The organism is Arthrobacter sp. 01N442 (assembly GCF_056399345.1).
The window spans coordinates 78,320-97,027 of sequence record NZ_JBFTRD010000006.1 but is presented as its reverse complement, the minus strand read 5'-3'; the positions used below and the strand labels follow the sequence as shown (position 1 = coordinate 97,027).

Genomic DNA, 18,708 nt, shown 5'->3' with positions numbered 1-18,708 from the left:
TGACGCATGACTGAAACCGCTGCTGCCGTCGCGCCCGAAGACTCCCGCTCCGCCTACGGTTACGGGGTCGCCACCATCGCCACCCACAACGGCACGGCCACCGTGCTGGATGTCTGGTTCCCGGCGCCGGCGCTCGGAACTGCTGCGGAGAACCTGCGCGACGTCGCGAACGCGGACCAGTCACTGCTCGACATCGCCGAGCACGGTGCCGACCCGGACCGCGGCACCGAACAGAAGGTGGTCTTCGTCCAGATCCACCTTGACGAAGCACCCGCGGACACCGCGGACGCGTACCTGCGCCTGCACCTGCTCTCCCACCGACTGGTACAGCCGAACAGCATCAACCTGGACGGCATTTTCGGCAAGCTGCCCAACGTCGTGTGGACCAACTTCGGCCCGGCCGCCGTCGAAGATTTTGAACTGACCCGCGCACGCCTGCGCAAGCGCGGTGCGGTGACCGTCTACGGCGTAGACAAGTTCCCGCGGATGGTGGACTACGTCATCCCCTCCGGCGTGCGGATCGCCGACGCCGACCGCGTCCGCCTCGGCGCGCACCTGGCCGAAGGCACCACCGTCATGCACGAGGGTTTCGTGAACTTCAACGCCGGCACGCTCGGCACGTCCATGGTCGAGGGCCGCATCTCCGCCGGCGTGGTGGCCGGCGACGGCTCCGACGTCGGCGGCGGCGCCTCCATCATGGGCACGCTCTCCGGCGGCGGCAAGGAGAAAATCTCCCTCGGTGAGCGGGTCCTGCTCGGCGCCAACTCGGGCGTGGGCATCAGCATCGGCGACGATTCCGTCGTGGAGGCCGGCCTCTACGTCACGGCCGGAACCCGCGTGCGGGTGGTCGGGCCGAAGGACGCCGACGGCGAGGACACCAGCCAGATCGTCAAGGCCGTCGAGCTCTCGGGCATCCCGAACCTGCTCTTCCGCCGCAACTCCTCCACCGGCGAAGTGGAAGTCCTGCCGCGCAAGGGACAGACTGTCGAGCTCAACGAGGCTCTGCACGCCAACTAGGCGGCTGCCGACAATCAACCGGCTGAAGAACCGACCGGCCCGTCCGGGCTTGAGGGAGTAGTTACATGGCACGCAGGGGTCGCTGGCGCCGACGGATCGTGCTGCTGCTGGCCCTGGCGATGGTGGCGGGCGCCATTTACACGGCGGTGGGATTCCTGCAGCGCTCCGAGACGCTGATCACGGAGCGCTGCACCGCAGTGGGGGCCGGCGGCGAGGATCTCGCCACCGACCAGGCCGCCAACGCCGCCCTGGTCAGCGCCGTCGCGGTCCGCCGCGGGCTGCCGGCACGAGCCGCCAGCATCGCCCTGGCCACCTCCATGCAGGAATCGAAACTGCGCAACATCGGCCACGGCGACCAAGCCGGCCCGGACTCGCGCGGCTTGTTCCAGCAGCGTCCCTCCCAGGGCTGGGGCACCGAGGCGCAGGTGATGGACCCGTACCACGCCACCAACGCGTTCTACGATGCCCTCGAGGAAATCCCCGGCTACCAGGTCATTCCCATCACCGAGGCCGCCCAGAGGGTCCAGCGCTCGGCCTATCCGGGCGCCTACGCCCAGCACGAACCGATGGCCCGCGCTTTCGCCTCGGCCCTGACCGGCTACACCCCGCAGGGCGTGGACTGCTCGCTGCGCAAGCCGGATGCCGCCGGGAACGCCGGCCAGGTCCGTCAGCGACTGCTGGCGGCCTTCGGGACCGTCCCGGCAACGGCGTCCGGCAAGACGGTGACGGTCCAGGCCCAGGACAACCAGGCGTGGGCGGTGGCGCAGTGGGCGGTGGCGAACGCGAAGGCGCTGTCCGTCACCGAAGTCCGGACGGACGGCAAGGGTTGGACCAGGGCAGACCACAACGGCTGGCAGTCCTCGGAGGCGCCCGCCGGGCAGGTCAGCATCACCGTCGCGGAGAAGCCCGCGCCCTAGTTGCCGGCCCAGAGGCCGGACTCCGGTTCAGACCAGGAGTTCGACCACCGGCTGGACGTAGCTGCGGAACAGCTCCGGCTCGGAGAGCAGGGCCGAGCTCATGATGATCTTGTCCGGTTCCAGGTACCAGGCCCGGGGTTCGGCGAGCGGGAGCTCGATAATGGTCAGCTCGAAATCCCGCGCCGCCCGGCCGACTTCCAGCAGCCGGTCGTCGACCATGTCGGCGAGCAGCTGGGTGGCTCCGCTGGCGTCCCGCTCGGCTTCGAGGGCAAGGTACTCCCCCCGGCGTTCCCGCGCCCAGCTGAGCGCCGCGCCGAAGTGGGCCTGCAGTACGCGCCGCAGTGCCGGCGAGTTGCCGAACGCCCGGAAGCCGGGCGGGCCCAGTTCCGGTTCCATCTCGGGGTGTGCCTTCAGGAGCTGCGCCCACCAGGCCTCCCACTCGGTCTTGAGGGCAGGCATGCCGCCGACCTCGTCAATCAAATGCGTGTGGTCGGAGGAACGGATCTTCGGGGCCACGTGGGAGAGTGCCGGGTGGCCTGCAGTATCCAGGCCGGCGGCGTCGCGGACGTAAAGCGCTATGAGCATGGGACCTGAGGTGTCCATGGTGATCCGCCAGCCGGGGCCGCCTGTGTGGTGCATCCGATTGCCTCCCTTGGCAAGACGTACTTTTCCAGTCTATTCCTGAAGGTAGCGCACGTTAATGGCTGGCAGCGCGGCTGTCCAGGCTCACCAAATGGGCTTCCAGTACATCGTGGCACATCTGCGCCGTCATCCATTCCGGCTGAAGCAAAGCGTGCATGGTGAGTCCGTCCAGCGTCGCGAGCAGCCGTTCGGCCTCGGTGACGAGCTGCTGCTGGCCGGGGCCGCCGGCCTCGCCCGCGGCCAGGTCCATCATCAACCGGCCGACCACGGCGGCCACCGTGCGGTGGCTTCGGTCGGCCTCCGGGGCGAGGAACGGCTTGGTGCGGGCCGCGTTCTTGAAGGCCATCCAGACGCAGGCCTCCACGGCCCGTTCCTCATCCAGCGGGAGCAGTTCCGCCAGCAGGGCTAACGCTCCGTCCCGGTGCTCGGCGGAACCCGGGGAGGTCGCCGCCAGCCGGGCCTCGGCAGCGTCCAGCCGGGCCGCGATGCGGTCCACGACGACGCCGAAGGAGTGGGCCAGGAGTTCGTCGCTGCTGGCGAAGTAGTGCCGCACCGAGCCAACGGCCAGCTCGGCTTCGTCAGCTACTTCGCGGAGGGATGCCCTTTCGAGCCCGTCCGCTGCGACGATCCTGAAGACGGCTTCGACAACTTCTTGGCGCCGCAAAGCAGCGTCGACAAATTTGGGCATTGCTCCTTTTTAGCACGGATGTGCCCCATGCCGGACGCTCCACGCCGGTCACACCCGCAACTCCAGCACCACCGAGTGCGCCAACAACGACGCCGGCCGCGCTCCTCTCGCTCGAGGTGCGCGGCCGGCGTCGTATGTGGTTCCGGGGTTAGACCGAAGGGTAGTTCCGTTCCGGTTCTCCCGTGTACAGCTGGCGCGGGCGGCCGATCTTGGTGTTCGGGTCGCTGATCATTTCACGCCACTGGGCGATCCAGCCCGGCAGGCGGCCGATCGCGAACAGCACGGTGAACATCTTCTCCGGGAAGCCCATGGCCTTGTAGATCAGGCCGGTGTAGAAGTCGACGTTCGGGTAGAGCTTGCGCTGAATGAAGTAGTCATCCTGCAGCGCCTTCTCTTCGAGGCGAAGCGCGATCTCGAGCAGTTCGTCGTTGCCGCCGAGCTTGCTGAGGATCTCGTGCGCGGTGGCCTTGACGATCTTGGCACGCGGGTCGTAGTTCTTGTAGACCCGGTGCCCGAAGCCCATCAGGCGGACGCCGTCTTCCTTGTTCTTGACCTTCTCCATGTAGTCCTCGGGCTTGATGCCGTCGGCCTGGATCTGGCGGAGCATCTTGAGCACGGCCTCGTTGGCGCCGCCGTGGGCGGGGCCGAAGAGCGCGTTGATGCCGGCGGAGACGGAGGCGAAGAGGTTGGCGTTGGAGGAGCCGACCAGCCGGACCGTCGAGGTGGAGCAGTTCTGCTCGTGGTCCGCATGCAGGATCAGCAGCAGGTCCAGTGCCTTGGCGACCACCGGGTCCACCTCGTACTGCTCCGCCGGAAGGCCGAAGCTCAGGCGCAGGAAGTTCTCCACGAGGTTGTGGGAGTTGTCCGGGTACAGCATCGGCTGGCCGACGGACTTCTTCAGGGCGTAGGCGGCGATGACCGGCATCTTGGCCAGCAGCCGGTAGGTGGAGACCTCAACCTGCTCGGCGTTGAACGGGTCCAGCGAGTCCTGGTAGAAGGTGGACAGCGCGGAGACGGCCGAGGACAGCACCGGCATCGGGTGGGCGTCGCGGGGGAAGCCGCTGAAGAAGCCCTTGAGCTCCTCGTGCAGCAGGGTGTGGTGGCGGATCCGCTGGTCGAATGCTTCCAGCTCGGCCGGCGTCGGCAGGTTGCCGTAGATCAGCAGGTAGGAGACTTCCAGGAAGCTGGAGTGCTGGGCGAGCTGCTCGATCGGGTAGCCCCGGTAGCGCAGGATGCCGGCGTCGCCGTCGATGTACGTGATGGCCGAGGTGGTGGCCGCGGTGTTCATGAAACCGGGGTCGAAGGCAACGGCGCCGGTCTGCTTCAGCAGCTTGGAAACGTCGTAGCCCTCGTTTCCTTCAACAACCTTGATGCGCGGGAGCTCGAGCTCGCCGCCCGCATGACGCAGGGTTGCGCTGGTGGTCTCAGTCATGGATTCTCCTCATGAGGCGTCAGGGCCTCTGTTGAAAGCTTGATCCAACATCTGGTGAAGCGGCCCACGGAACCTGTATCTGGACACGGATTCCAACGGCTGCGCTGCCTTCTTGTGGAAAGCCACCATTGATAGTCAGTTAAAAACTACCGCCAGTTCGCGGGTGGCACTAATCCGGGACGACTCCGAGGCGGCCAAATCGGGCATCTTGTGGCCCTCCTCACAGCATTGTTACGGTCCCGTAGCCAGCCGTTCGACGGCGGCGTCGATCCGTTCGTCCGTGGCAGTCAACGCCACCCGGATGAAGCCGTTGCCGGCGTCCCCGTAGAAGACGCCCGGCCCGACGACGATTCCACGGTCGGCGAGCCGGCCGACGGTGTCCCAGGTTGCCTCACCGGCGGTGGCCCAGAGGTACAGCCCAGCGCGGGATTCGTGGATGGTCAGCCCGAAGCGCTCCAGGGCCGGAACGATCCGCTCGCGCCTGCCGCGGTACAGGTCCTTTTGCGCGGCCACGTGGGCATCGTCGCCGAGGGCCACGCGCATGGCTTCCTGGACCGGGTAGGGCACGATCATGCCGGCGTGTTTCCGGCTGTTGACCAGGTTGGCCATGATCGCTCCGTCTCCGGCCACGAAGGCGGCCCGGTAGCCGGCGAGGTTGGACTGCTTGCTCAGCGAATAGACCGCCAAGAGGCCTTCGTGGGAGTCCCCGGCCACCCGGGGGTCAAGGATGCTGGGGACCGGCGTGCCGCCGCGCTGGACGTCCCATTCGCCCCAGCCGAGTTCGGCGTAGCACTCGTCGGAGGCGACCACGGCGCCGAGTTCCCGCGCCTGGTCCACGATCCGCTGCAGGGAGGCGACGTGGCGGACGCTTCCGGTGGGGTTGGCCGGGGAGTTAACCCAGACGAGCCGCACGCGCGCGCGGGTGTCGGCGTCGAGCTCGTCGAGGTCGTCCGCGGCGACGTGCTCGGCTCCGGCAAAGGTGGCCCCGATGTCGTAGGTGGGGTATGCCACGGTCGGCCGGACGACGACGTCGCCCGGCTTGAGGCCGAGCAGGAACGGCAGCCAGGCCACGAGTTCCTTGGAACCGACGGTGGGCATCACGTTCTGCGGATCCAGTCCGGGCACGCCGCGGCGGCGCTCGAACCAGGCTGCGATAGCTTCCCGCAGCGCCGGGGTGCCGTGCACCGTCGGGTAGCCGGGCGCGTTGGCCGCGGCCCGGAGGGCTTCCTGCACCAAGGCGGGCGTATCGTCCACCGGGGTGCCGATCGAGAGGTTGGCAACGCCCCCGGGGTGTTCCGCGGCCCGCGCGAGATACGGGGCCATGGCTTCCCACGGGTAGTCGGGCAGGCTGAGGCCGAAGCTGCGCACCGCTGAAGTCACCGGGGCGCCGTCCTAGTTGTCCTGGTTCTGCGGCGGCAGGGCGGCGATCATCGGGTGGTCCGTGTGGGTGTTTCCGATCTTGGCCGCGCCGCCCGGCGAACCGAGCACGTCGAAGAACTCGACGTTGGCCTTGTAGTAGTCGGCCCACTCCTCGGGGGTGTCATCCTCGTAGTAGATGGCCTCGACGGGGCAGACGGGCTCGCAGGCGCCGCAGTCCACGCACTCGTCCGGGTGGATGTACAGGGAACGCTCACCCTCGTAGATGCAATCGACGGGGCATTCCTCAATGCATGCCTTGTCTTTGACATCTACACACGGCTGCGCGATTACGTACGTCACGTCCCTGGCCTCTCCACGTTGGTTCCGGCATCCCGCCGGATCTTGCTCCCGGCCTGAGCGCCGGGCTGCTGACTTCTGAGCCTATTATCTCCCAGCACGATCCCGCGAACCTAGCCGGGCGTCACAGAGCCTGCGCGTCCTACTATGAACGGATGAGTTCACCAATCCCCCAGCCGCAGCAGTTCCTCTCCGACGCCCCCTTGGGCACCCGCGTCGTGGTGCGGTACCGGATCGACGGAGGCCTTACGGACGCGCTCGGTGACCTTGTGGGGAGGTCCGACGGCGGCTGCACCGTCCGCACCCGCCGCGCCGACGTCGTCATCCCCCTGCAACTCGTCGTGGCGGCCAAGGAAGTTCCGCCCGCCCCGCCCCGCCGGGGCTAGGGCCGGGGCCCGCCGCGGGCGTAGCGGCGGCACCAGATGAGCATGACCACTGTGACCAGGGCCGTGCCGAAAATCCAGAGGTTGCCGGCCAGATCCCCGATGATGAGCCGCTTGCCTGTCTCTAAGGTGGACCACCAGCCCGTCAGCGCGTAGCACGCTGCACCGCAGACCGCCGGCGGGACCAGGGAACGCGACGCTGCTCCGAGCAGCAGTTCCACCGATGCGAGCAGCACCAGCGCGGCCGCGGCGCCCCAGGGAAGTTCGATGCCGGCTGCCGCCAGCTGCTGTCGGTGCAGTGCGGTGCCGGCCAGGGCAACGAAAAGAGCTGCCGCCAGGGCGGCGGCAATACCGCCTGCCCTGACGGCAGCTCTCTTAGTCACTTCTCAGCCGAAGCCCGGAGTCCGGGATTAGACCTTGGCGCGGGCGCGGTTGGCCTTGGCACGCTCGTTGGTGTCAAGGATGACCTTGCGGATGCGGATGGCGTCCGGGGTTACCTCGACGCACTCGTCTTCGCGGGCGAATTCGAGGGACTCTTCGAGGGTCAGGTCGCGCGGCGGCGTCAGGTTCTCGAAGGTGTCCGAGGAAGCGGCACGCATGTTGGTGAGCTTCTTTTCCTTGGTGATGTTGACGTCCATGTCGTCGGCGCGGGAGTTCTCGCCGACGATCATGCCCTCGTAGACCTCGGAGGTGGGCTTGACGAAGAAGGAGCCGCGTTCCTGCAGGTTGATCATGGCGAACGGGGTAACAACGCCGGCGCGGTCGGCGATCATCGAACCGTTGGTGCGGTACTCGATCGGGCCGGCCCACGGCTCGTAGCCTTCGGAGATGGAGGCGGCGATGCCGGCGCCACGGGTGTCCGTGAGGAACTTGGTGCGGAAGCCGATCAGGCCACGGGCCGGAACGATGAACTCCATGCGGCACCAGCCGGTGCCGTGGTTGGCCATGTTGGTCATGCGGCCCTTGCGTGCGGCCATGAGCTGGGTGACGGCGCCGAGGTACTCTTCGGGCACGTCGATGGTCATGTGCTCCATCGGCTCGTGGACCTTGCCGTCGATGGTCTTGGTGACAACCTGCGGCTTGCCCACGGTCAGCTCGAAGCCTTCACGGCGCATCTGCTCGACCAGGATGGCCAGCGCGAGCTCGCCACGGCCCTGGACTTCCCAGGCATCCGGACGCTCGGTCGGGAGCACCTTGATGGAGACGTTGCCGATCAGTTCCTTGTCAAGGCGGTCCTTGACCTGGCGTGCGGTGACCTTGGCGCCCTTGACCTTGCCGGCCAGCGGCGAGGTGTTGATACCGATTGTCATGGAGATGGCCGGGTCGTCCACCGTGATCAGCGGCAGCGGCTGCGGGTTCTCGGCGTCGGTCAGGGTCTCACCGATGGTGATCTCCTCGATGCCGGCGACGGCGACAATCTCGCCCGGGCCAGCGGACTCCGCCGGGACGCGGTCCAGTGCCTTGGTGGCGAGCAGTTCGGTGATCTTGACGTTCTTGAGTTCACCGTTGGCGCGCGCCCAGGCCACGGTCTGGCCCTTGCGCAGGGTGCCGTTGTAGATACGCAGCAGGGCGAGACGGCCAAGGAACGGGGAGGCGTCCAGGTTGGTGACGTGCGCCTGCAGCACACCCTCCGGGTTGTAAGTCGGGGCCGGGATGTGGTCGATGATGGTCTGGAACAGCGGTTCCAGATTCTCGTTCTCCGGTGCGGTGCCGTCGGCGGGCTGCTCGAGCGAAGCGCGGCCGACCTTGGCGGCGGCGTAGACGACCGGAACGTTGAGGATCTTGTCCAGGTCCAGGTCCGGAACTTCGTCGGCGAGGTCGGAGGCCAGGCCAAGGAGCAGGTCCATGGACTCGTGGACGACTTCCTCGATGCGGGCGTCGGGGCGGTCGGTCTTGTTGACCAGCAGGATCACCGGCAGGTGCGCGGCGAGGGCCTTGCGCAGCACGAAGCGGGTCTGGGGCAGCGGGCCCTCAGAAGCGTCGACGAGGAGGACGACGCCGTCGACCATGGACAGGCCGCGCTCGACCTCACCGCCGAAGTCGGCGTGGCCGGGGGTGTCGATGACGTTGATCGTGATGGTCTCGCCGTTTGAGGACGGACCGTTGTAGGCCACCGTGGTGTTCTTGGCCAGGATGGTGATGCCCTTTTCCCGCTCCAGGTCACCGGAGTCCATGACGCGGTCTTCGAGGTGGTTGTGCTCGGCAAAGGAGTTGGTCTGCTTGAGCATGGCGTCGACCAGGGTGGTCTTGCCGTGGTCAACGTGGGCCACGATCGCGACGTTGCGCAGGTCACTGCGCGATGCAGTGGCTACCGCAGTGTTGGTGGTGGTTTCAGACATGCGTTATTGCTCGATTCAGTGGTGAAGTCAGCTGTTGTATCGCGACATTTCCAACCGGAACGCACGACAGGTACGGCCCTTTGACACAGGGCGCCTTCATCCATTCTAGACGCTTGGACATTTATTGGCCTAAAATCCGAAAAGCGCCCCTCCCCTGCCCGTTACCGAATCGTGAGTCCGCTGCGCCGCCCAGGTGACCAAAGTCACTGGTATTCGGCCCCGGTTTGCCGCATTATTGCTGAAGCAACTACGAACGCGGGGGAAGTCCGACATGCCAAGTGCCCAGAGGATGGCCCACATAGTCCCGCCGCTGCTGGCCGCCGCTCTTTTTCTGGGCGCCTGCACCCCGGCGATGCAGCCCGCCGCACTGCCTAAGACCTCGGACCGCGTGAAAGAACTTCCGGTCGCGGCCGCACCCGGCCCCGGCCAGCCCGCCGCTGCGGGTTCCGTCCGCCGGAAGACCGCAGTGGACCCCAGCAGCCTGCCCGCGGGCTCGCTGTACCGGAACCCCGCCAACGGCCGGACCGAAGTCATCGTCAAGGACATCGAAAACACTGCCGTGCTGATCGGCGACTCCCAGTCGGAGCCCTCGGATAGTTGGCCCAGGCTTGCCTTGGAAAGGCTTGGCTTCAACGTCGTCTTCTGCGGCGGGAGCGGCACCGGCTTTGTGGCCGGCAACGGCAGCCGGGGCAACTACATCGATGCCTTGGAGAACGGCGACTGGCACCTGCCCTATGGTGCGCCACCCGTGGTCGTCATCGAAGGCGGCGGGAACGACGCCACGAGGGGTGCGTCCGACATCCAGATCTCGGAGAACGCCGAGCGCCTGATCGATGCTGTCGAAAACCGGTACCCGGACGCCAACGTCGTGATGGTCGGCACGCTCGCGAGGGGCGCCGACGCCGGTGGCGGCCGCAGGACCCAGGTCGACACGCTGCTGGGCTCGGTGGCCAAGGAGTACGGACTTTCGTTCGTCAGCGTGGGCGACTGGCTGACCCGCTACGGACTCGCCCGCCACATGGCCGACGACCGGCACCTCAACGAAGAGGGCCACGAGGCCGCGGCCGTCGTGCTGGAGAAGCGCTTCGAGGCACTCGGCCTCATCTAGGGCGCGGCCGCTGCATTGGCGAACCACTTCCCAACAGAGCGAGCCGGCGCCCACCCTCAGGTGGACGCCGGCTCGTCTTGTCGTTGCGACCCTCCGGGCCGCGGCAGCTAGACCGATGCCGCCTCGGGAGGGAGCATGAGCTTGGCACCGGGAATCGCGTTGAGCAGGGCCTTGGTGTAGTCCTGCTTCGGCGCGTCGAACACGTCATCCGTGGAACCGGTTTCGACCAGCTTGCCCTTCTCCATCACGCACACGTGGTCCGCGATCTGCCGGACCACCGCGAGGTCGTGGGTGATGAACAGGTAGGTCAGGCCCAGCCTGGACTGCAGGTCCGCGAGCAGGTTCAGCACCTGCGCCTGGACCAGTACGTCGAGTGCCGAGACAGCCTCGTCGCAGATGATCACCTCAGGGTCCAGTGCCAGGGCGCGGGCGATCGCCACACGCTGGCGCTGGCCGCCGGAGAGTTCGTTCGGGTACCGCTGCATGGTGGACTGCGGCAGCGCCACCTGGTCCAGCAGTTCCCTGACCTTCTTCTCGCGGCTGGCCTTGTCCCCGATCTTGTGGGTCCGCAGCGGCTCCTCAATGGTGCGGAAGATGTTGTACATCGGATCGAGCGAACCGTAGGGGTCCTGGAAGATCGGCTGCACGCGGCGGCGGAAGGCGAAAATCTCCTTGCTGTTCAGCGTGGAGGTGTCGACGCCGTCGAACACGATCTTGCCCGAGGTGGGCTGCAGCAGGTTCAGGACCATCTGCGCCACGGTGGACTTGCCGGAGCCGGACTCCCCCACGATCGCCGTCGTGGTTCCGCGCTTGACGCTGAACGAGACGTCGTCCACCGCGGTGAAGTCAGTGGCGCGGCCGAAGCCGGAGCGCAGCTTGAAGACCTTGCTCAGGTTCTCAATCTGCAGCACCTCGTCGGGCATGCTCGAGGCCACGACGGCGTCCTCAGCGGGCGCCAGCAAGTCGTCCGATTCGACGCCCAGTTCCTTGGCGGCCTGGATGCGCCGTGACGCCAGCGACGGCGCCGAGGCAACCAGCCGCTGGGTGTACGGGTGCTGCGGGTTCTGCAGCAGTTCCAGTGACGGACCGGACTCGACGACCTGGCCGCGGTACATCACCACAACCTTGTCGGCGCGTTCGGCCGCGAGGCCCAGGTCGTGGGTGATGAGCAGGACGGCCGTTCCGAGTTCGGTGGTCATCTTGTCCAGGTGGTCCAGGATCTGCCGCTGCACGGTCACGTCGAGGGCCGACGTCGGCTCATCGGCGATGAGCAGGCGCGGCTGGCAGGACAGGCCGATGGCGATCAGGGCACGCTGGCGCATGCCGCCGGAGAACTCGTGCGGGTACTGGTTGGCACGGCGGGAAGCGTCCGGCAGCCCGGCCTCGGAAAGCACCTTCGCGACGTCGTCCGGGCCGCTGGGCAGCCCGTTCGCCTTCAGCGTCTCGCGGACCTGGTAGCCGATCTTCCAGACCGGGTTCAGGTTGGACATCGGGTCCTGCGGCACCATGCCGATGCTGTTGCCGCGCAGTTCGATCATCCGCTTCTCGGAGGCGTGGGCAATGTCCTCGCCGTCGAAGAAGACGTTGCCCGCGGCCACCCGGCCGTTGCCGGGCAGCAGGCCGATGGCGGCCAGCGCCGTCGTCGACTTGCCGGAGCCGGACTCGCCGACAATGGCGACGGTTTCGCCGGGCATCACGGTGAGGTGGGCATTGCGGACGGCATTCACTTCGCCGTTGCTGGTGGTGAAGCTGATCGCCAGATCCTTGATTTCAAGGAGCGGGCGCCCGGCAGCCGCGCCGGCCTCGTGGAATTCGACAGAGGCGTTCATGGCGTCCCCTTTCATCGCTTGCGCGCTTTGGGATCGAGAGCATCACGCAGGGCGTCGCCCAGCATGATGAAGCTCAGAACGGTGATGGACAGCGCGATAGCCGGCCAGAGCAGCGGCATCGGGTTGGACCGCAGGGAAGCCTGCGCTGCCTGGATGTCGTTACCCCAGGACATGACGCTCGGCGGCAGTCCGATGCCGAGGAACGACAGGGTGGACTCCGCGACAATGAAGGTGCCCAGCGAAATCGTGGCCACGACGATGATCGGCGCGAGCGAGTTCGGCATGACGTGGCGCATCAGCGCACCGAACTTGGAGACACCCAGGGAGCGTGCGGCGGTAACGAAGTCCGCGTTGCGCACCTCGATCACGGCGCCGCGGGTGATGCGGGCAATCTGCGGCCAGCCGAAGGTGACCAGGATCAGCACGAGCGTCCAGGCTGTGCGGTTGGCGCGGAACACCGGCAACTGCATCATCACGATGGCGCCGAGGATCAGCGGCAGCGCGAAGAAGATGTCGTTGATGCGGGCCAGGACGGAGTCCACCCAGCCGCCGTAGTAGCCGGCGAGGGCACCCATGATGCCGCCGATAAGGAGGACGCCCAGGGTGGTGAAGAGGCCCACGGTCACCGAGGAGCGCGTGCCGAAGATGACTCGGGCGTATACGTCGCAGCCCTGCTGGGTGTAGCCCAGCGGGTGCCCGGCGGCCGGCCCGGCATCCGAATTGGCCAGCTGGCACGCTTCGGAGGCCGGATCGATCCCGGAGAAGAGCGAGGGGAAGAGCGACACGGCGACGACGACGAGGATCAGGAAGGCGGAGATCAGGAAGAGCGGCTGTTTGCGCAGGTTCTTCCACGCTTCGCCCCAAAGGCTCAGCGGCGCCTGGTCCTCTTTGACCTTGTCGGTTGCCTGCAGCGGCGTCTCGGCAAAGTCGGCGACGAAGTGCTCGACGTGCCGCTTCGCTGGCGTTGTGGCGCGCAGGTCTGGGGTCATGTTCTCAGGCGTCATAGCGGATCCTTGGGTCAAGCCAGGCGTACAGCAGGTCTACAAGCAGGTTGGACACGACGTAGATCAGCACGAGCACCGTGACGATCGAGACGACCGTGGGGCCCTCACCCTGCGTAACGGCGCGGTAGAGGCGGTTGCCGACACCGGGCACGTTGAAGATGCCTTCGGTCACGATGGCCCCGCCCATCAGGGCGCCCAGGTCGGCACCGAGGAAGGTGATCACCGGGATCAGCGAGTTGCGCAGAATGTGCACGCGGACCACGCGGAAACGGGACAGCCCCTTGGCGGTGGCGGTTCGCACATAATCGGCGTTCATGTTTTCGATGACGGATGTCCGGGTCAGGCGCAGGACGTAGGCGAACGAGCCGAGGCCGAGGACGATTGCCGGCAGGATCAGGTCCTGGACCGTGGCAGCCGAGCTGACGGTCGGCTTGGCCCAGCCCAGCTGGACGCCGATGGTGAACTGCAACAGGAAGCCGAGCACGAAGATCGGGATGCCGATCACGATCAGGGATGCGATCAGGACCGTCGCGTCGAAGAACTTGCCCTTGCGGAGGCCCGCGATCAGGCCGAAGATGATGCCGAAGACGGCCTCGAAGATCAGCGCCATGACGGCCAGCCGGGCCGTGACCGGGAAGACCTCGCCCAGCACGGCGGCGATCGGGCGCCCGGAGAAGTCCTGGCCCAGGTCGAAGGTGAAGATGCCCTTGAGGTAGAGCAGGTATTGGATCCAGAACGGCTGGTCCAGGTGGTACTGCTCCCGGAGCTGTGCCGCGACGGCCTGGTTGACCGGCTTGTCGCCGAAGAGGGCCACGATGGGGTCGCCAGGCAGGCTGAAGACCAGGAAGTAGACAAGCAGCGTGGCGCCCAGGAAGACCGGGATCAGCTGCAGGAAACGCTTAAGGATGTAGCTCGCCATTAGCGAAGGACACCCCCGTCAGCAGGCACCCTGTCCAAGGATGCGGCGGAGTTGTTCATCAAAGAACCTTTTCACTATGGGTGCAGCGGCCCCGGTGCGGTCACGGCGGCCCGGCTGCGAAGTACACCCGGCTGAGGCGGGTGCTTAGAAATTGGGTGGAAGCAAAACAACGGCGGAGGCCCCAATCCAGGCAGCCCCCGCCGTTGTTCAGTTGTTACTTGCCAGTGATGTTGTAGTACAGCGGGACGCCGTCCCAGCCGTAGTCAACGTTGGTGACGTTCTCGCTCCAGCCGCCCTGGGCAACCTGGTACCACAGCGGGATGGCCGGCAGATCGGTCAGGAGGGTTTCCTGGGCCTTGTTCATGGCCTTGTTGCCTTCGCTGACGGAGGAAGCGGCAAGACCTTCAGAGATGGCCTTGTCGAATGCCGGGTTGGCGTAGCGTGCGTCGTTGGAGCCTGCACCGGTCTTGTAGATCGGTCCGAGGAAGTTGTACAGCGACGGGTAGTCGGCCTGCCAGCCGGCGCGGATCGCGCCGGTCAGGGTGCCTGCGGTGGCGTCGTTGCGGGCTTCCTTGAAGGTGGCATACGGCTTGCCTTCAACCTTGATGCCGAGGGTGTTCTTCAGCTGGTTCACAACAGCCTCGACCCATGCCTTGTGGCCGCCCTTGTCGGCGTTGTAGGCGATGGTGAAGGTCTTGTCGGAGTCCCACTTCTTGATGGCGTCAGCCTTGGCCCAGGCTTCCTTGGCCTTGTTGGCGTCGAACTTCAGGTTCTCGGAACCCGGGATCGAGTCGCTGTAGCCGTCCAGGACGGGAGCGGTGAAGTCCTTGGCGGGCTGGCGTGCCCCGCTGAAGATGACCTTGGTGATTTCATCGCGGTTGATGGCCATGGAGATGGCCTGACGGCGAAGCTTGCCGGCCTCACCGCTCCACTCCGGCAGGTATTCCGGAATCGCGATGGTCTGGTTGCCGGCGTACGGCTTGTTGATGGTGCGGTCGCCGAGGTCGGTCTTGAAGTTCTTCAGGGCGCTCGTCGGGATGGTCTGCAGGATGTCCAGGTTGTTGGACAGCAGGTCCTGGTACGCGGCGTCGTCGTTCTGGAAGATCTTGAACGTCACGCCGGCGTTCTTGGCCTTGCGGGGGCCGTTGTAGTCCGGGTTCGGAACGAGCTGGATCTGCACGTTGTGCTGCCAGCCGCCGTCGGCCAGCTTGTACGGGCCGTTGCCGACCGGCTTCTCGCCGAAGCCCTTCGGGTCCTTCAGCGCACCGGAGGGAACCGGGACGAAGGCGGTGTAGCCGAGGCGCAGCGGCCAGTCGGATTCCGGCTGCTTCAGTTCGACGGTGAAGGTCTGGTCGTCCACGACCTTCAGGCCGGACATGGTCTCGACCTTGGAGCCTTCCTTGCTGGCTTCGTCGTAGCCCTTGATGCTTTCGAAGAAGGCGCCGCTGAGCTGGGCGTTCTTTGCGGCTGCACCGAAGTTCCAGGAGTCAACGAACGTCTTGGCCGTGATGGCTTCGCCGTTGGTGAACTTCTGGTCCTTCTTGATCTTGATGGTGAAGTGCTGGCCGTCCTTGCCCTCGATGGACTCGGCCAGTTCGTTCACCGGCTTGCCGCTGGGGTCGTAGCTGACCAGGCCGGCGAAGATCATGTCGATAACCTTGCCGCCGCCAACTTCGTTGGTGTCGGCCGGCATCAGCGGGCGCTGGGGCTCGGAGCCGTCGGCGATGATGACCTTGCTGGCGTTGCCACCGGTGCTGCCGCCGGCGGTGCTAGAACCGCCGCCGCAGCCGGTCAGGGCCAAAGCGGCGATAGCCACCATGCCCAGTGCTTTGGAAGTGCGCGAAAAACGCATTCCGCCTCCTAAGAGTTGTGGGAGTTCGTGCGGGAGAGACTTGTGCTTCCCGGCAGGTCCAGGCACAGAAATATCCTGTGACGTGGCCTACATATGGAAGTAGCCTAACCGCAAAAAGTCCGAATGATGGAACTCCGTTGCCAAACCGTGACTCGACAACTCCGTGACGGCTAGCGTCAATCGCAACGTATTTCAAGTCACACATTACTGGCTGGTACCATTCGCCCCGGGAGGCAGCCCGGTTATGGATCGTTAACCGAAAATCAGCGGCAGAACCCCCTAGCTCGCGCCCGAAATCAGCTGCGCCCGCAGCTCCCTGCGCTCCCGCTGCTTCTCCGGATCCGGGAGCGGAACAGCTGCCAGGAGCCGCTGGGTGTAGGGCTCCTGCGGGTTCCGGAGGATCTGGTCGCGGGTGCCCTGCTCGACGATCCGGCCGCGCTGCATCACGCAGATCCGGTCCGCCAGGACGTCGACCACGGCCAGGTCGTGGGTGACGAACAGGCAGGCGAAACCAAGTTCCTTCTGCAGGTTCTGGAACAGTTCGAGGACCTTGGCCTGGACGGACACGTCAAGGGCCGAGGTGGGCTCGTCCGCCACCATCAGCTTCGGCTTCAGCGACAGGGCCCGGGCGATGCCGACGCGCTGCTTCTGCCCGCCGGAGAGCTCGTGCGGATAGCGGTTGCGGTAGTCACGCGGCAGCTCCACCTGGTCCAGCAGCGCTTCGATACGCGTCTGCAGTTCGGCGCCCTTCGCGACGCCGGCGAGGAACATGGGCTCGCCGATGCTTTCACCGATCGGCAGCCGCGGGTTCAGCGACGACGACGGGTCCTGGAACACCATGCCGACGTGCCGGCGCATCTCGTGCAACTGGCGACCGTTCTTCTTGGCGGCCGAGATGTCCTGCCCCACGACCTTCATGATGCCCGCGGCAACCGGCAACAGGCCCACGGCCGCGCGCCCGATCGTCGTCTTGCCCGATCCGGACTCGCCCACGAGGCCCACCACCTGGCCCGGGTAGATCGCAAGGTTGGCGCCCTCGACGGCGCGGAAGGCCGGCACCCGCCCCTGCTTGGGGTATTCGATGGCGACGTCGGTGAGTTCCAGCACCGGCTCACCCTGCGGCTTCGCCGCGGTTCCTGCCGCGCCGGCGGCCGCGGCCAGCGCCGCGGCGTTTTCGCGCTCCCGGCGCAGCAATTCGGAGCGCGGGACGGCCTCCAGGTCGGAGTGCGTCGCGGCGGCGAGAGCCGCCGTCACGTCGACGCCGTCGTCGCCCGCCGCGCCACCCTGTCCGAGGTGCGGGACGGCGGCGAGGAGCGCCTTGGTGTACTCGTGCTGGGGGTTGTGGAAGATCTCGGCGGCGGTGCCCGTCTCCACAATCAGCCCGCGGCGCATGACGGCGATCCGGTCCGCGAGGTCCGCCACGACGCCCATGTCGTGGGTGATCAGGACGATCGCGCTGTCCAGCTTGTTGCGCAGGTTGCGCATGAGGTCCAGAATTTCGGCCTGCACCGTGACGTCAAGGGCCGTGGTGGGCTCGTCCGCGATCAGGAGCTTCGGGTCGCAGGAGAGGGACTGCGCGATCATGGCGCGCTGCCGCTGGCCGCCGGAGAGCTGGTGCGGGTAGGACTTGAACGCCTTTTCCGGGTCCGGGAGCTCCACGAGGTCGAGCATCCGCAGGGCGCGTTCGCGGGCCTGGTCCGGCGAGACCTCATTGTGCAGCCGGATGGTCTCCACGATCTGTGCACCCACGGTGTAGACGGGGTTCAGCGCCGTCATGGGCTCCTGGAAGATGACGGCGACGTCCTTGCCGCGGACAGCGCGGATGTTGGCCTCGTTGCCCCCGAGCAGTTCCTTGCCGCCGAGTTTCACGCTGCCGCTGACCCGGCTGTTGCTCGGCAGCAGTCCGAGCAGGGCCATCGAACTGGCGCTCTTGCCGGAGCCGGACTCCCCCACGATGGCCAGGACCTCACCGGCACGCACCTCGTAATTGAGGCCGATCGCCGCGGGAACCCATTTCTTATCCACGCCGAAGTCGACGCTGAGGTCGCGGACCTCCAGGACGGCGTCCCCCTTGCCGGGCGCGGGAGCCGGGGCGGGATCCAGGGTAATGAAGTCAGTCATGATGGGATTTTCCTTCCACCCGAGCGGCCATGGCACCGGTGATTAGTGCTGGAACTCGGAATGCTGAATTATTGGGGGCATGAGCACTGTGCCCGCTGCCGGAAACGTTGAAATCTTCAAGGCCCGGACGAACAAATGGTTCGCCTGGCTGGCCTGGACCGTGGCGGTCATCGGCCTGGTGGTCACTGTTGCCTCGGCCGGACCCGCCGCGCTTCCCACCACCGGGCCGCTGCTGTTGATCGCGCTGCTGGGCTGGCAGTTCTTCTGGATGCCCGCCGTCGTGGTGCACAGCGGCGGGGTCACGCTGGAGAACCCTTTCCGCACGGTGCTGGTGCCGTGGGCGGCCCTGGTGCACGTGGACACCCGCTACGCCCTGACGCTCGTGACCGCACAGAAAAGCTACGCCGCCTGGGCCGCGCCGGCCCCCGGCATCTGGGGCGGGCGCAATGCCCGCCCCGAGGACCTGCAGGGCTTGCCGGACACCAGCTACGGTCCCGGGCAGTCGGTCCGGCCCGGCGACCTCAAGTCCACCGACTCCGGCCAGGCCGCGCGCCTGGTGCGCACGCGCTGGCGGGAGCTGGTGGAAAGCGGCACGCTCGCTGCAGGCGAGACGACCGGCGATGCCGACGCGGCGGCCGTGACCGTCCGCCCGCGCTGGGCGGCCATCGGCGGCTTCGTGCTGCTGCTCGCGGCCAGCTACTGGGCGGTGGCCGCCCAGTAGTGCCTTGTCCGGCTGCCGGG

The 18,708-nt window shown here is 66.7% G+C and carries 17 protein-coding genes; 5 read left to right on the top strand and 12 right to left on the bottom strand.

The genetic code is table 11. The annotated features are described in order from the left end of the window. The first annotated feature begins 6 nt into the window (after nucleotides 1-6). Entirely contained in the window at nucleotides 7-1,017 is a 1,011-nt protein-coding gene (gene dapD / locus AC1DNC_RS13440) for a 2,3,4,5-tetrahydropyridine-2,6-dicarboxylate N-succinyltransferase (protein ID WP_476863032.1), read from the top strand. 65 nt (nucleotides 1,018-1,082) lie between these two features. Then, entirely contained in the window at nucleotides 1,083-1,934 is an 852-nt protein-coding gene (locus AC1DNC_RS13435; RefSeq protein WP_476863031.1) for a hypothetical protein, read from the top strand. Between the two features lie 27 nt (nucleotides 1,935-1,961). On the opposite strand, the gene AC1DNC_RS13430 is transcribed toward AC1DNC_RS13435, so the two are convergent. The 5 genes from AC1DNC_RS13430 to fdxA all read right to left on the bottom strand — a co-directional run bounded on the left by AC1DNC_RS13430 (nucleotide 1,962) and on the right by fdxA (nucleotide 6,415). Beyond that, complete coding sequence (locus tag AC1DNC_RS13430; RefSeq protein ID WP_476863030.1) at nucleotides 1,962-2,573, bottom strand: hypothetical protein; 612 nt, start codon at nucleotides 2,571-2,573, stop codon at nucleotides 1,962-1,964. 58 nt (nucleotides 2,574-2,631) lie between these two features. Further along, entirely contained in the window at nucleotides 2,632-3,264 is a 633-nt protein-coding gene (locus tag AC1DNC_RS13425; RefSeq protein WP_476863029.1) for a TetR/AcrR family transcriptional regulator, read from the bottom strand. 148 nt (nucleotides 3,265-3,412) lie between these two features. Continuing rightward, on the bottom strand, nucleotides 3,413-4,696 hold the full coding sequence (locus tag AC1DNC_RS13420) for a citrate synthase (protein ID WP_175321750.1): 1,284 nt from the start codon (nucleotides 4,694-4,696) through the stop codon (nucleotides 3,413-3,415). Nucleotides 4,697-4,927: 231 nt separating this feature from the next. Then, a complete protein-coding gene (dapC, locus tag AC1DNC_RS13415) occupies nucleotides 4,928-6,076 on the bottom strand; it encodes a succinyldiaminopimelate transaminase (RefSeq protein ID WP_476863028.1) in 1,149 nt (382 codons plus the stop codon). Between the two features lie 12 nt (nucleotides 6,077-6,088). After that, complete coding sequence (gene fdxA / locus AC1DNC_RS13410; RefSeq protein WP_056737938.1) at nucleotides 6,089-6,415, bottom strand: ferredoxin; 327 nt, start codon at nucleotides 6,413-6,415, stop codon at nucleotides 6,089-6,091. A 152-nt stretch (nucleotides 6,416-6,567) separates the two neighbouring features. On the opposite strand from fdxA, the gene AC1DNC_RS13405 reads away from it, so the two are divergent. Beyond that, complete coding sequence (locus AC1DNC_RS13405) at nucleotides 6,568-6,798, top strand: putative acetyltransferase (RefSeq protein ID WP_476863027.1); 231 nt, start codon at nucleotides 6,568-6,570, stop codon at nucleotides 6,796-6,798. Here the strand turns inward: AC1DNC_RS13405 and AC1DNC_RS13400 are convergent. After that, complete coding sequence (locus AC1DNC_RS13400; RefSeq protein ID WP_476863026.1) at nucleotides 6,795-7,178, bottom strand: hypothetical protein; 384 nt, start codon at nucleotides 7,176-7,178, stop codon at nucleotides 6,795-6,797. The two genes, AC1DNC_RS13405 and AC1DNC_RS13400, sit on opposite strands and share 4 nt — an antisense overlap. A gap of 27 nt (nucleotides 7,179-7,205) precedes the next feature. Next, nucleotides 7,206-9,134 carry a translational GTPase TypA gene (typA, locus tag AC1DNC_RS13395; protein ID WP_476863025.1) on the bottom strand — a complete coding sequence of 643 codons (1,929 nt, stop codon included), beginning with the start codon at nucleotides 9,132-9,134 and terminating at the stop codon, nucleotides 7,206-7,208. A gap of 271 nt (nucleotides 9,135-9,405) precedes the next feature. Here typA and AC1DNC_RS13390 point away from each other — a divergent pair, with 271 nt between their 5' ends. Further along, on the top strand, nucleotides 9,406-10,242 hold the full coding sequence (locus AC1DNC_RS13390) for an SGNH/GDSL hydrolase family protein (protein WP_476863024.1): 837 nt from the start codon (nucleotides 9,406-9,408) through the stop codon (nucleotides 10,240-10,242). Nucleotides 10,243-10,349: 107 nt separating this feature from the next. Here the strand turns inward: AC1DNC_RS13390 and AC1DNC_RS13385 are convergent, their stop codons facing one another. The 5 genes from AC1DNC_RS13385 to AC1DNC_RS13365 all read right to left on the bottom strand — a co-directional run bounded on the left by AC1DNC_RS13385 (nucleotide 10,350) and on the right by AC1DNC_RS13365 (nucleotide 17,967). Then, nucleotides 10,350-12,071 (bottom strand): ABC transporter ATP-binding protein, encoded by a 1,722-nt coding sequence (locus AC1DNC_RS13385; RefSeq protein ID WP_476863023.1) that lies wholly within the window; start codon nucleotides 12,069-12,071, stop codon nucleotides 10,350-10,352. Between the two features lie 11 nt (nucleotides 12,072-12,082). Beyond that, entirely contained in the window at nucleotides 12,083-13,075 is a 993-nt protein-coding gene (locus tag AC1DNC_RS13380) for an ABC transporter permease (protein ID WP_476863022.1), read from the bottom strand. Beyond that, nucleotides 13,065-13,994 carry an ABC transporter permease gene (locus AC1DNC_RS13375; protein ID WP_476863021.1) on the bottom strand — a complete coding sequence of 310 codons (930 nt, stop codon included), beginning with the start codon at nucleotides 13,992-13,994 and terminating at the stop codon, nucleotides 13,065-13,067. Before AC1DNC_RS13375 ends, AC1DNC_RS13380 begins: the two co-directional genes overlap by 11 nt. Nucleotides 13,995-14,208: 214 nt before the next feature. After that, nucleotides 14,209-15,846, bottom strand: coding sequence for a peptide ABC transporter substrate-binding protein (locus AC1DNC_RS13370; protein ID WP_476863020.1), 1,638 nt, complete (start codon nucleotides 15,844-15,846; stop codon nucleotides 14,209-14,211). 279 nt (nucleotides 15,847-16,125) lie between these two features. Beyond that, on the bottom strand, nucleotides 16,126-17,967 hold the full coding sequence (locus AC1DNC_RS13365; RefSeq protein WP_476863019.1) for an ABC transporter ATP-binding protein: 1,842 nt from the start codon (nucleotides 17,965-17,967) through the stop codon (nucleotides 16,126-16,128). Between the two features lie 79 nt (nucleotides 17,968-18,046). Between AC1DNC_RS13365 and AC1DNC_RS13360 the strand changes: the two genes are divergently transcribed. Continuing rightward, entirely contained in the window at nucleotides 18,047-18,688 is a 642-nt protein-coding gene (locus AC1DNC_RS13360; RefSeq protein WP_476863018.1) for a PH domain-containing protein, read from the top strand. Nucleotides 18,689-18,708 lie beyond the last annotated feature (20 nt).